The organism is Pseudomonas beijingensis (assembly GCF_030687295.1).
GTDB lineage: Bacteria > Pseudomonadota > Gammaproteobacteria > Pseudomonadales > Pseudomonadaceae > Aquipseudomonas > Aquipseudomonas beijingensis.
This window is the reverse complement of record NZ_CP117425.1, coordinates 4315774-4329172: the sequence shown is the minus strand read 5'-3', so window position 1 is coordinate 4329172 and position 13399 is coordinate 4315774. Positions and strand designations below refer to the sequence as shown.

12 protein-coding genes are annotated in these 13399 nt (G+C 61.6%); 8 read left to right on the top strand and 4 right to left on the bottom strand.

All coding sequences use genetic code 11. The annotated features are described in order from the left end of the window. Positions 1–51: 51 nt before the first annotated feature. A complete protein-coding gene (locus PSH84_RS19440) occupies positions 52–1389 on the bottom strand; it encodes a cation:proton antiporter (RefSeq protein WP_305467067.1) in 1338 nt (445 codons plus the stop codon). Between the two features lie 388 nt (positions 1390–1777). On the opposite strand from PSH84_RS19440, the gene PSH84_RS19435 reads away from it, so the two are divergent. From PSH84_RS19435 to ligD, 4 genes are read left to right on the top strand one after another with little or no spacing between them, the layout of a single operon-like run. Continuing rightward, complete coding sequence (locus tag PSH84_RS19435; protein ID WP_305467066.1) at positions 1778–3163, top strand: iron-containing redox enzyme family protein; 1386 nt, start codon at positions 1778–1780, stop codon at positions 3161–3163. Positions 3164–3173: 10 nt separating this feature from the next. Next, positions 3174–4187 carry a methyltransferase gene (locus PSH84_RS19430; RefSeq protein ID WP_122566910.1) on the top strand — a complete coding sequence of 338 codons (1014 nt, stop codon included), beginning with the start codon at positions 3174–3176 and terminating at the stop codon, positions 4185–4187. Then, positions 4159–5322 (top strand): carboxylate-amine ligase, encoded by a 1164-nt coding sequence (locus tag PSH84_RS19425; RefSeq protein WP_305467063.1) that lies wholly within the window; start codon positions 4159–4161, stop codon positions 5320–5322. Before PSH84_RS19430 ends, PSH84_RS19425 begins: the two co-directional genes overlap by 29 nt. After that, a complete protein-coding gene (ligD, locus tag PSH84_RS19420; protein WP_305481605.1) occupies positions 5319–7946 on the top strand; it encodes a DNA ligase D in 2628 nt (875 codons plus the stop codon). Before PSH84_RS19425 ends, ligD begins: the two co-directional genes overlap by 4 nt. A 197-nt stretch (positions 7947–8143) precedes the next feature. On the opposite strand, the gene PSH84_RS19415 is transcribed toward ligD, so the two are convergent. Then, a complete protein-coding gene (locus tag PSH84_RS19415) occupies positions 8144–8755 on the bottom strand; it encodes a Yip1 family protein (protein WP_122566907.1) in 612 nt (203 codons plus the stop codon). A 181-nt stretch (positions 8756–8936) separates the two neighbouring features. Here PSH84_RS19415 and PSH84_RS19410 point away from each other — a divergent pair, with 181 nt between their 5' ends. From PSH84_RS19410 to PSH84_RS19400, 3 genes are all read left to right on the top strand, one after another. Beyond that, positions 8937–9437: a CinA family protein gene (locus PSH84_RS19410; protein ID WP_122566906.1), complete on the top strand. Its 501-nt coding sequence runs from the start codon at positions 8937–8939 to the stop codon at positions 9435–9437. Between the two features lie 119 nt (positions 9438–9556). Beyond that, positions 9557–9967 carry a hypothetical protein gene (locus tag PSH84_RS19405; protein WP_369530546.1) on the top strand — a complete coding sequence of 137 codons (411 nt, stop codon included), beginning with the start codon at positions 9557–9559 and terminating at the stop codon, positions 9965–9967. Positions 9968–9974: 7 nt separating this feature from the next. Beyond that, positions 9975–10418, top strand: a complete 444-nt coding sequence (locus tag PSH84_RS19400) for a DUF421 domain-containing protein (protein WP_305481604.1) — start codon at positions 9975–9977, stop codon at positions 10416–10418. 76 nt (positions 10419–10494) lie between these two features. Here the strand turns inward: PSH84_RS19400 and PSH84_RS19395 are convergent, their stop codons facing one another. Continuing rightward, the gene (locus PSH84_RS19395; protein WP_305467060.1) at positions 10495–11352 is read right to left on the bottom strand and encodes an SDR family oxidoreductase; all 858 of its coding nucleotides are present in this window, start codon (positions 11350–11352) and stop codon (positions 10495–10497) included. Between the two features lie 189 nt (positions 11353–11541). On the opposite strand from PSH84_RS19395, the gene PSH84_RS19390 reads away from it, so the two are divergent. Then, entirely contained in the window at positions 11542–11946 is a 405-nt protein-coding gene (locus tag PSH84_RS19390) for a VOC family protein (protein WP_122566902.1), read from the top strand. A gap of 171 nt (positions 11947–12117) precedes the next feature. Here the strand turns inward: PSH84_RS19390 and PSH84_RS19385 are convergent, their stop codons facing one another. After that, the gene (locus tag PSH84_RS19385) at positions 12118–13266 is read right to left on the bottom strand and encodes a MalY/PatB family protein (protein WP_305467059.1); all 1149 of its coding nucleotides are present in this window, start codon (positions 13264–13266) and stop codon (positions 12118–12120) included. Between the last annotated feature and the right edge of the window lie 133 nt (positions 13267–13399).

Genomic DNA, 13399 nt, shown 5'->3' with positions numbered 1-13399 from the left:
GCGGGGATAAATCCCCTCGCCACAACAGCGTTCATCTCCTGCCACAGTGCCTTAATCCGGATGCTTACGGCGCTCGTACCATGCCAACGTGGGCTGTGTGGTGACGCCATGAACCAGAATGCTCAAGGCCACCACCGACAGGGTGAGGTTGATGCACAGTTGCGCCACCTCTGGCGGCAGGTCATGGTTCAAGGCGAAGAACAGATAAAACAGGCTGCCGATCCCGCGAATACCAAACCAGCCGATCAGCAGCCGTTGCGGTCCGTCGAGCAATCGCCCCCAGGGCACCACCAGCACACTCAGCGGGCGAATCACGAGAAACAGCAGGGCACCGATTACCAAGGCCCGCCAGTCCCAATGGTTGGCCAGCACGACCCCCAGCAGGGTCACCAGGAACACCTCCATCGACCGCTCCACCAAGCTGCCGAACGCCAGCATGTCGCTCATCATGACTCCGGCGGCCAATTGACCATCGTCCAGCGCCTCGGTATCGCCCAGAACAGCCTCTTGGGGATCGACGGTTTCGTGGCCCACCACCGGTTGCACCAGGTGTTCCGCCGGCGGTCCCGCTTCATCGGTGGACTTGACCTCGGCCTGGCGCAGGCCCAGTCCGGCGGCGAACACCGAGAGAAAACCGTAACCCTGGATCCACTCGGCCACGACGTAGGCCAGGGCAATCAGCGCCAGGGCCAGGTAATCGTTGGGGGACAGGGTGCTGTCGGCATTCCTGATGCGCATCGACAAGGTCAGCTTGCCAATTCCGCGGCCCATCCAGTAACCGACCAACAACCCGGCTGGCACGGCCCACAGGACGTCGCGCAGCAGCCATTCACCGAAAAAACCGCTGCCGTCTTCACGCAGCATCAACAGGCCCAGGATCACAAAGGGAAACGCCGTGCCGTCGTTCAGTCCCGCTTCACCCGACAGGCCGAACCGTACCCGGTCGTCATCCCGCGCATCATTGACCTGCACCAGCGCCGCCAACACCGGGTCGGTGGGCGCCAGTATCGCGCCAATCAGCATCGACACGCCCCAACTCAGGCCCAACAGATAGTGCAACGCCAGGCACAGGCCGGCGATGCACAGGATCATCACCGGCCCGGCCAGCCCATAGGCCACACGCCAGGTGCGGTTCTTGAGAGGCAGGCGCAACTTGAGGCCGCTGACGAACAGCGAAAACACAACCGCGACTTCCGTGAGGTGTTCCATCCAGACCGACGAGTCGCTGACGTCCAGTTTCAGTACGTCCAACCCCAGCGGCCCGATGGCGACGCCCAGCACCAGGCACATCGCTGAGGTGGTGACCGGCATCCAGCGCAGATAAGAGGAGGTCAGGGCCAGGGTCAGCAACACCGCGCCGAGTACCGCTACCCATACTGTGAACGTCATCGTTGCTCCTTGGATGCGCAACACTTTGCATGACCGCCAAGCACAATTGTGTGGCGAGGGGATTTAGCGAAACGTCGCACCGCCTCGCTGTGGGAGCAAAGCTTGCTCGCGATGCAGTCGCCTCGGTTCCAGAGAGACCGCGGTGTTTTTATCGCGGGCAAGCCTTGCTCCCACAGATAAACCCCCTCGTCACAAGGTGTTCACTTGCTGGTATTGGTGCACTTGTCACTCATTCGAGGCCCAGAGCGAAGCGAGGGTTCCCACCAATGCAGCAGACTCCCGTTTATCCGCCTGCCATTCAATCCAACGGAATTTTTCGCCGTTCCTGGCGCTCTGCAACAGAAGAGACGTTCTGATTCAGCGTCCGCCAAGAACCCGAGAGGCCCTTATGACTGCGCTGACACCCCTCCAATCCCAGCCGGCCACCGTGCACCCTGTTATCCATAACGGGCAGGTGCGCCAATGCTATGAACGGCTGTTCCAGGGCCCCGACGACGCTGACAAGCAAGACGTCGCCCAAGCGTTCCTCCAGCAATGCCTCACGAAGGCTGAGGCGCTCCCCCAGGAGATGCCTGCTGACCCCTCGGCGCTACAGGCCTGGGTCGAACAACACAGCGCCGGCGTGGCCCGGCAATACGCTGACTATCTGCAACGGCGCAAAACCGGCGGCCCGCGGGAGTTCTTCCGCAGCAAAGCCCACGCGCTGTACTTCCTCCAGGCGGTAGCCCCGACCAAAAGGGTCGACGGCGCCTGGCTGTATGGCGTGGTCAAGCACTGGCACGACCACCGTTTCGAAGGGTTGCTGTGCACCTACCTGGAAGAACTGGGGGACGGTCATCCCGCGCAGAACCATGTGGTGCTTTATCGCAAGTTGCTCGCCGAATACGACCTGGTGGACGCCCCGGACATCGACGACGACCTTTATCTGCAAGGCGCTGTGCAACTGGCCCTGGGCTATGCTGGCGACGAGTACTTGCCGGAGGTTATCGGCTACAACCTGGGCTATGAACAATTGCCCCTGCATCTGTTGATCAGTGCCTATGAGCTGAGCGAACTGGACATCGATCCATACTATTTCACCCTCCACGTCACCATCGACAACGCCAGCACCGGCCACGCCCACAAGGCCGTGCAAGCACTGCTGCAACTGATGCCGATGGAAGCGGACCGTGAGGCCTTCTGGCAGCGGGTCACGTTGGGCTATCGCCTCAATGACCTGGGGCAGGGCAGCCGGGCCATCATCGGCTCGTTCGACCTGGATCGCGAAGTGCTGGACATGCTCGAACGCAAACGCCCGTTCGGCCAGCACATGCATTCCGATTACTGCAAGTTCGAAGGCAAGACCGTCAACCAGTGGCTCGCGGCGCCGGGTCAGTTGGAAGGGTTCCTGGCGGCCATGCAGAACAAAGGCTGGATCAAGCGCCATGAAGACCCGCAAAACAGCCGCTTCTGGACATTGATCGATGGCGCAGGGGCGGCCATGTTCGGGGTGTTCAGCCCTTACGAAAAACAGCTGCTGCACGATTGGATTGCCGGTGACTGGCTGGACGAGGGCACGAAGTCTGGCGTGCGGCGTAGTCCGGTTGCCGCTTGCGAGGCCGCCACGCCGATGGACGATCCCGATGTGCAAAGCCTGCAACAGGCGCTGCAAGGCCGCACGCCGGACGAGCAGATGCAAGTCCTGATGCCCTGGCTCTGCGCCCGCTGCCACAGCCACCCGGCCGGGCTGCTGGCGACGCGCCGGTTCATCGAACTCAAATCCGCACTTCGCTAGGGAGCCCTGCATGAATGAAGAAGAACGCCTGTCCGAGCCGGACCTTGCGCTGTTGCAACTGGGCCGACGCCTGCAAGCCGACGGCTATCGTTTCATCACCCCGACGCCGTTGACCCATGAACGGGTCAACCAGCGACCCGGCAATGAGCGCGCCAAGACCTTGCGGGACGTATTTGGCTGGTCACGGCCGTTTGCGCCGGGGCTGATCAGCACCGACGAACAGCGGCAACTGCAAGACGCCCAGGTGCTGGAAGCACACGACGGCTTGTTGCGTAGCCGGGTGCGCTGGTCGAGCCTGGATGGCTTGCTGTTTGCCCATTCGCAGTTCCCCACGCAAGCCACCGACGCGGTGTTCTTCGGCCCTGACAGCTACCGTTTCGCCCAACTGATCCATACTCATCTACAACAGAACTTCACGGCCGTGCAGCGCGCCGTGGACATCGGTTGTGGCGCCGGTGTCGGCGCCATCGTGATTGCCCGCGCCCGCCGTGAAGCGCAAGTGCTGGCCGTGGACATCAACCCCCAAGCCCTGCGCCTGAGCGCCGTGAACGCTGCGCTGGCGGAGGTGGCCAACGTCGAGGTCGCCCGCAGCGACGTGCTGCAGGATGTGCCAGGCCAGTTCGACCTGATCGTCGCCAACCCGCCGTACATGGCCGACCCCTCCGAGCGCGCCTATCGCCATGGCGGCGGCACACTGGGCGCCGGGCTGTCGCTGCGCATCGTCGAGCAGGCCTTGCCCCGGCTTACACCGGGCGGCTCGCTGGTGCTCTACACCGGCGTGGCCATGGTGGACGGGCGCGACCCGTTCCTCGAAGCGCTGGGGCAATGGCGTGACTCGGCGGATTTCGGCTGGACCTACAAGGAATTGGACCCGGATGTGTTCGGTGAAGAACTGCTCACGCCGGGTTATCAGGACGTGGAAAGGATCGCCGTGGTGGCGTTGGTTGTAACCCGCATTGGCGCAGGTCTCGGCGGGGTTATCGGAGGGACTATCGATGAACAGACGCATGAAGTTCGGCGTTGAAGAGGAGTATTTCATCACCGACCTGAACACCCGGTGCATGCCGGGTGAGCCACCCGCGGAGGCTGTCGCCGCGTGCCAGGCCGAGCTGGGCAAGCATTTCGCCCATGAAATGTTTCAATGCCAGGTGGAGATGGCCTCGCCCATCTTTCGCAGCCTGCCCGAGGCCGCCGACTACCTCAGCCAGGTGCGTACGGGCCTGAACCAGCGGCTGGCGCCCTATGGCCTGGGCCTGCTCAGTGCCGGTTCACACCCAATGGCCACCCCTGTGCTGCAACCCACCGATGAGCTGCATTTCCAGCAACTGTTCGATGATTATCAGCGGGTGGCGCGGCGTAGCGTGCTCTCGGGCCTGCATGTACACGTGGAAGTCCCGGCCACCCAGGATCGGGTGCGGGTCATGAATGAAATCCTGCCCTGGTTGCCGATGTTCCTGGCCCTGAGCGCGTCATCGCCGTTCTGGAACGGTGGCTACAGCGGCTTCAGCAGCTATCGACAAGTGGCCTGCGATGAATGGCCGCGCATGGGCGTGCCGGAGTACTTCGAAGATGAGTCGGCGTTCGCCGGCTACGTCGACATGCTCATGCGCACCGGGTCCATTCGCCAAGCCAGCGATTGCTGGTGGGTGATACGGCCTTCGTCACGTTATCCCACGCTGGAGCTGCGCATCTGCGATGCCTGCCCTCGGGCAGAGGACGTCCTTTGCCTGGTCTCGCTGTTTCGCCTGATGGTGGCCCATGCCGTCGCGCAGCGCCGGTCCGGCGCCCACTACAGCCAGATGTCCCAGTGGATCCTCAAGGAAAACCGCTGGCGGGCCAAGCGCCACGGGATTCTCGCGGAGTTTATCGTCGAGGGGCAGGACCAACCGATGCTGATCGGTGAATGGCTGACCCTGGCGGAGCAGACCTTCGGTGAAACCGCGGCCCAACTGGGCGTCCAGGACGTGTTCAAGCAGGCCCGGCGGATCGTGCAGGAAGGCACCAGCGCCGATCGGCAAATCGTGCTCTACGAACAAGGCCTGCTGCTGGGCGATTCGGTCGAACAGGCCTTGAGCCGCGTGGTCGATCAATTGCTCGCGGAAACCGCCGGGATGCCGGTCGCCGACCCAGCCTTGCAACAGGTGGCAGGTGGTCCATGAGCAGCAAGACCCTGGATGACTACAACCGCATGCGAGATTTCGCCGCCACCCCGGAGCCGGCGGCGAAACGTTCGCGCAGATCGCCAAAGACCGCCCACGCCTTGCAGTTCTGCATTCAAAAGCACGATGCCTCGCGATTGCATTACGACTTCCGGCTGGAGCTGGACGGCGCGCTCAAGAGCTGGGCGGTGCCCAAGGGACCCTCCCTGGACCCGAAAGCCAAGCGCCTGGCGGTGCATGTCGAAGACCATCCGTTGGACTACGCGACGTTCGAGGGCAGCATCCCCGAAGGCCACTACGGTGCCGGTGACGTGATCGTCTGGGACCGGGGTGTCTGGATTCCCCAGGGAGATCCCCACGAGGCCTATGAAAAAGGCCGGCTCAAGTTCGAGCTGCAAGGCGAAAAACTCAGCGGCTTGTGGAACCTGGTGCGCACTCACATGCCTGGCAAGCAGGAACAGTGGTTCCTGATCAAGCATCAGGACCAGGCCGCCCGTGCCGAAAGCGAATACGACGTGGTCGAAGCCGAGCCGGACAGTGTGCTCAGCGATCGCACCCTTGTGCCCAAGCGTCGAGGCAAGGCCACCGCGGCGAAAGCGGTGAAGCAACCGGAAAAAGCCGCCCAGCCGAAATCGCCGAAACGCACCTCGAAAACCACCCTCAGCGGTGCGGTCGCTGGGCCGCTGCCGGAAACCCTCAAACCGGAACTGGCGACGCTGGTGGACAGCGCACCCGACGGCGATTGGCTTTATGAGATCAAGTTCGACGGTTACCGGGTCATGGCGCGGATCGAAAACGGCGACGTCAGGCTGTTGACCCGCAACGGCCATGACTGGACCCACAAGTTGCCAAAGCAGGCCGAGGCCTTGGCTGGGCTGGGGTTGGAATCGGCCTGGCTCGACGGTGAAATGGTGGTCGCCAACGATCAGGGCGTGCCGGACTTCCAGGCCTTGCAAAACGCCTTTGAGGTCGGCAGCAGTGGCAAGATTGCCTATTACCTGTTCGATATGCCTTATCTCAACGGCATGGATTTGCGCAAAGTGCCGGTGCAAGAACGCCGGGTGGCATTGGCCGCCGTGCTGGAACCCAATCAAAGCCCCTTGTTGCGGTTTTCCGATGCCTTTGAGGACCCCCCTGAAGCGCTGCTCAACAGTGCCTGCCAGATGCAGATGGAAGGGCTGATCGGCAAGCGCGTCGGCAGCGCCTATGTGTCCAGGCGCAGCAACGATTGGATCAAGCTCAAATGCAAGAATCGCCAGGAATTCGTGGTAGTGGGTTTCAGCGATCCCAAAGGTGCCCGCAGTGCCTTCGGTGCCTTGCTGCTGGGGCTGCATGACGCTGACAGCGGCCAATTGCGTTACGCCGGCAAGGTCGGCACCGGTTTCAACGAAACTACCCTCAAGAGCATCTACCAGCAACTGCTGCCCCTGGAGACGAAAAAGGCCGCCGTGGTGAACCCGCCCACCGGCTACGAAGCCAAGGGCGTGCACTGGCTCGAACCGACGCTGCTGGCCGAAGTGGCCTTTGCCGAAATGACCAAGGAAGGCTCGGTGCGCCATGCGGTCTTCCATGGCTTGCGCAACGACAAGCCGGCCAAGGCCATCACCCAGGAGCTTGCCAAACCCGTGAAAAAAACCACTGCGACGAAGAAAACCAGCAGCAAGGATGAACCTGACGCGAAACCGGACAAGAGCAAGGACAAGGCAAAGTCCCAGACAAAAGCCAAGGCGCCGGCCATGAACGGCAAGGTCCGCATCACCCATCCGGAGCGGGTCATCGACGCCAGCAGCGGCACCACCAAACTGCAGTTGGCCGAGTACTACGCCAGCGTTGCCGAATTCATCCTGCCGGAACTGAAGGATCGCCCGGTTGCCCTGGTCCGGGCGCCGGAAGGCATCGCCGGTGAGCTGTTTTTCCAGAAGAACTCCGAGCGCCTGGCGATTCCCGGCATCGTCAGCCTGGACAAGGAACTGACCGGGCAGCCGGTGATGATCATCAACAACGCCGAGGCGCTGATTGGCGCGGTGCAGATGAGCACGGTGGAACTGCACACCTGGAATGCCACCTCCGTCGACCTGGACAAGCCCGACCGCTTCGTCCTCGACCTTGACCCGGACCCGGCATTGCCCTGGAAAAGCATGGTCGAGGCGACGCAGCTCACGTTATCGGTGCTCGATGAACTGGGGCTCAAGGCGTTCCTCAAGACCAGCGGCGGCAAGGGCATTCATGTGGTGGTGCCGTTGACACGCAAACTGGGCTGGGATGAGGTCAAGGGCTTTAGTCATGCGATTGTCAGTCATATGGCCAAGCTGCTGCCGGACCGTTTTTCGGCGGTGTCCGGGCCGAAGAACCGGGTAGGGCGGATCTTCATCGATTACCTGCGTAATGGGTTGGGCGCCACTACCATCTGCCCCTACGCCGCCCGGACTCGGGAAGGGTTGCCGGTTTCAGTGCCGATCTTTCGTGAGGAGATGGCTGAGCTCAAGGGGGCGAATCTGTGGAATGTGCACAATGTTCATGAGCGTTTGGCGCAGGTGGGTCATGAGCCTTGGGCTGGGCTGAAGAAGACTCGGCAGAGTATTACGGCTGAGATGCGTCGGCGTATCGGCATGAGGAAGGCGTAAGGTGTTTGTGTGGTGGTGCATCTATCCGTTGCTGCGGTGACGGCTACTTAGGGATGCGCAGCCGACCTGATCGTGGGTGAACGCGTTTCTTCTGTGGGAGCGGGCTTGCTCGCGAAGAGGCCAGCACATTCAACATCATTGTCGACTGTAATGCCGCCTTCGCGAGCAAGCCCGCTCCCACAAATGATGCCGCACGCTCAGCCCACCGGAACACGCAGATATTCCGGCTGCAGGTAGTTGAACCATAGCAAGATCATTTCCACCAGAATCGTTACCAGCACCAGCAAGCCAACGCCCCAGACACTCGCCGAGTACAGCAGGCCCTGTTCTTTCTTGAGGCCCATGAACTTGGGCAGGCCGACAAACAGCAGGAATGTCGAGTAGGCCGATGCCAGCAACAAGGCCGTGACCGCCAACCAGCGACTCGGATAAAGCCCGAAGATCCCGGCCAGGAAGTACGGCGTGGCGGTGTAGGCGGCGAAACCGATGCATTGGTTGACCGTTGGGCGCACCTCGAAGGTTCGGGACATCCAGCGAATGAACAGTCCCATCAATGTGACGCCAACTACGATGGTCAGGTACAGCAGCACGCACAATTGCAGCGCGCTGGCGCGGCTGAGCCGTACCGTTTCGTTTTCAGCCAGGCTCCAGCCGGTCCAAGTGGTGCCGATGAACAGGCACACCACCGGAATCAATGCGAGCAACAGCAAGTGAACCAGATAATGAAGCGGATGCGCCTGTTCCTGCTCGCGGATGTCGGCCCAGGCAAATTCGGGGTGCGTGAACAGTTTGACGAAAGGTGCAGACATGACGACCTCCTGATCAGGACGGCCCCGCATGAGGCCCATGTAGATTTGAGGTACAGCAAGAGACAGGGGTTTCATTTATTTGCCGCCCCTTTGTTGGCTGGCCCAACACTGAGGCGCGATAAAGGGAATGAAACACAATGGCAGGGGTCAACCCATCAGCATCCCTGAAGGACCGCCTGCCATGACTGTTGCCCAAACCCTGGTTGATTATTTACGTGATCATGACCTGCGCCTGACCACGGCCGAATCCTGCACGGCCGGGCAGATCGTCACGTTGCTGGCCGAGGTGCCCGGCAGCGGTTCACTGATCGAAAGTGGCTATGTGGTGTATTCCCCGGAAGCCAAGCAGCGCTTGCTCGGCGTCAGTCCACGCACCATCGAGACTTTCAATCTCACCAGCCGAGAAGTCGCTGAGGAAATGGCCCTCGGCGCCTTGCACGATGCCGATGCCAACGTGGCGGTGGCGACCACCGGCCTGCTCGGGCCAGACGACAAGGACGGAATACCCGCCGGTACCGTCTGCTTTGCCTGGGCGTTCGATGTCAACGGCCAGCGAGCCTTGTTCAGTCGCTGCGTCCGGTTCTTCGGCAGTCGTGGCCAGGTGCAATTGTGGGCCGCCGAATACGCGTTGCAGCAATTGCCCAGCTTTCACCAGCGTGCCTTGGTCGGCGAGCGGCGATAGGGGACGGACCATGAGCGATCCATACGAGCAGGACGACCACCGTAGCCGCCAGTTTCCGGTACGCGAGGACATGGCGTTCCAACACAAGGTCTGGCGTTTTCGAGCGAGTCGGCTGGTACGTGCTGGTGCTGCTGGTGATCCTGACCTTGCTGGGGCTGTTTTCCCGTGGCCCGTTGAGCAGCCGGGAGCTGCACAGCAGCGACGGTAGCCTGAGCGTCGAATATGAGGCTTTCCACCGCAACGGCTCCAGCAACGCCGTGGTCATACGTCTGAAGGGCCAACCCAACGCCGTGCTGGAAGTCGAGTTGGGTGGCGACTGGCTGGAAGGGTTCGAGGTGCAAGCGTTGCAACCTCCACCGCTGCGCTCGGCGGGCGCGGGGCAGGGCATGACGCTTTGGGTCCAAGCGGATAAACAGGGGCAGGCCAGCCTGCATCTGTCATTGCTCGGCGAAGGCTTCGGGACCTATCACAGCCGCATCGCAACCGCCGGCGGTGCCGTGGTCAGTTTCAACCAATTCATTCTTCCTTAGGTGACCTATGGATTCGGTGCTGCGAGCCGCGGTGATGTATGCCGCATTGATGGTGTTGTTCAAGATCGCCGGGCGACGTTCACTGGCAGAACTCACCACTTTTGATTTCGTGTTGTTGATGATCATCGGCGAAGCCACTCAACAGGCGCTGTTGGGGGATGATTTCTCGATGACCAACGCGCTGATGGTGATCGTGACAATGATTGCCATTGATGTCGGCTTCTCGTTGCTCAAACTGCGCTCCCAATGGGTGTCGCGGCTGATCGACGGTGGCCCGACCATCATCGTCGAGGACGGCCGAATCCTGCGCGGCCGGATGCGTCATGCGCGGTTGGTGGAGGCGGACATCATGGAAGCGGCGCGCTCGAGCCAGGGCATCGAGAGCCTGGAACAGATCAAGTTTGCGATCATCGAGCGCAATGGGAAGATTTCGGTGATTGCCAAGGAGTAACCCCGAGTGCTGGCGAACTTCATTGTGGCGAGGGGATTTATCCCCTCGCCACAAAAAACAGGCTCAGCCGCCTTGATCACAACATCGGCTTGCCCCCGGTAACCCCATAACGGGCCCCGGAAATGTAGCTGCCTTCATCCGAGGCCAACAGCACGTAGATCGGCGCCACCTCAACCGGCTGGCCAGGGCGGCCAAGGGGTGTCTGGGAACCGAAATTCTGCACTTCTTCCTCGGGCATGGTCGCCACGATCAGCGGCGTCCAGATCGGTCCCGGCGCCACGCTGTTCACGCGGATGCCCTTGGGCCCGAGCAGTTGCGCCAGGCCGCCGGTGAAGTTGGCGATGGCGCCCTTGGTGGTGGCATACGCCAGCAGCGTCGGCTTGGGCATGTCGGAGTTGACCGAGCTGGTGTTGATGATCGAGCCGCCCGGTTTCATGTGCGGCACGGCGGCCTGGCAGATCCTGAACATCGCCGTGATATTGATATCGAAGGTACGCACCCATTCTTCGTCGGGAATCTCCTCGAGGCTTTCGTGAGTCATCTGGAACGCGGCGTTGTTGACCAGAACGTCGATATGCCCGAAGCGGGCGACAGTCTCATCGACGATTTTGCGGCACAGGCCTTTGTCCGCCAGGTCACCGGGCAACAGCAGGCATTGGCGTCCGGCCTGCTCGACCCAGCGCGCGGTTTCCTGGGCGTCTTCATGCTCGTCCAGGTAGGCAATCGCCACGTCCGCGCCTTCACGGGCGAAGGCAATGGCGACGGCGCGACCGATGCCGCTGTCGGCGCCGGTGATCAGGGCGATCTTGTTCGCCAGTCGTCCGGAGCCGGTGTAGCTCTGTTCGCCGCAATCCGGGTAAGGGTCCATGTTGCGCTGGGTGCCGGGCACCGGCTGGCTTTGTTTCGGGAAAGGTGGGAAAGGGTAGTCGACCATCGTCATTCTCCAGGCTGGATGTGGTTGATGGAGGGTGGACTTTGGGTTTTCGGGTAGAGTTCGGTTGGATTGCCCTGCCAGTCGATGAGCGTCACGGCAAGTCGTTTCGTCGGTGAATCGTCGGCTGTGGCGAATATGGGCGAGCCGGTATTCTCCAACGTCAGTACCGGTGTCGAAAGGAGCAGGATAATGTTCAGCCATATACAGATCGGCGCGCGCGACCTGCCGAAGATGGTCGCTTTTTATGACGCCGTCCTCGGCTGCCTGGGGCTGGAGCGTATCGAGGGCGAAAACGATTCGGGCCCGCCGGGGGAGGGTTGGCGTCAGCCCGGCAAGTATTGGCCGCAGGTTTTTGTCCAGTTGCCTTTCAACGGGCTGCCCGCGACCTGGGGCAATGGCATGCAAGTAAGCTTCGCCGCCGACTCCCCACAAACCGTCCGCGCCGCCTGGGAGCAGGCGATGGCGATGGGCGGTACTGACGAAGGCCCACCCGGTCCGAGGCCGCAGTATTGCGAAGGTTATTTCGGGGCGTATTGCCGTGATCCGGAGGGGAACAAGCTGTGTTTTGTCTATGCGCCGGATATGCATGAATAACGCATAAACCCTTGTGGCAAGGGCACTTGTGTGGCGAGGGAGCTTGCTCCCGCTGGGCTGCGGAGCAGCCCTCAGATTTCACCAATACTGGGTGCTCTGCTAGTTAGGGGCCGCTCCGCGCCCCAGCGGGAGCAAGCTCCCTCGCCACAAGGGATTGCTTCGCCTGCTGGATCAGCCCCTGGCTTTCAGGCTGCGCTCCATCCGTGCGATGCCTTCCTCCAGCAATGCCCGCGGGCAGCCGAAGTTCAGGCGCACGAACTGCCCGGCATCGTCAGCAAAATCCAGCCCGGCGCTCAGCCCGACCTTGGCTTCTTTCAAGAAGAACCCTTGAGGGTCATCCAGCCCCAATCCGGAGCAATCCAACCAGGCCAGGTAAGTGCCTTGGGGCACAGTCATGGTGACGCCCGGCAGGCGAGTGTTCACCGCCTCTACCAGGTAATCGCGGTTGGCTTGCAGGTACGCCTTCAAGGCCTCGAGCCACGGACCTGCTTCGCTATAGGCCGCACGGGTCGCTTCCAGGCCCAGGGCATTGACGCTGTCGACCATGCCGGCCCGGGCACTGTTGACCCGCTCGCGCAGCTTGGCGTTCTGGATAATGGCGAACGATGTTTTCAGCCCAGCGATGTTGTAGGCCTTGCTGGCCGACATCAACGTGATGGTGCGCTCGGCAATCTCCGGGCTGAGGGAGGCGGTCGGAATGTGCACGCGGCCGTCGAAGCACAGTTCGGCGTGGATTTCATCGGAGATGATCCAGGCGTCCTGCGCCAGGCAAATGTCGGCCACGGCCTTGAGTTCTTCGCGCTCGAACACTTTGCCCAGCGGGTTGTGGGGATTGCTCAGCAACAGCGCGCCGCCACCCTGCAACGCCTCGCGCAATGCCGCCAACGGCGTATGGAACTCACCGTTGACCGGGGTGAACGGCAACTCCACTTTATTCAACTGCCAATGATCGGGGGCGTGACGCAGCGGCGGGTAGTTGGGCACTTGCACCACGACATTCTGCTGGGGCTCCACGAGGGCATGCAGCGCCATGTTGAAACCCGGCTCGACACCGGGCAGGAACACGATCTGCTGGGGCTCGACGCGCCACGCGTATTTGTCCCAAAGATCGGCGACGATGGCCGCACGCAGATTGTCCTGGGCGACGCTGTAGCCCAGCATCGGATGTTCGAGGCGCTTGTGCAGCGCGTCGATGACCACCGGCGGGGCGGGGAAGTCCATGTCGGCCACCCACATTGGCAACACATCGGCCGGGTAGCGGCTCCATTTGGTACTGCCGGTGCCGTGGCGCTCCAATACGGTGTCGAAATCGAAAGTCATGGGGGTTCCATCAGTCAGTCATGAGATGGCGAACATCATAAAGCAAAGACCGCCGAGAAAAGCTTAGTGGCGTAGTGCTACTAATTGATGATAATCAGTTAAAGTTCTCACTCGACACGCCGCTAAGCCGTTT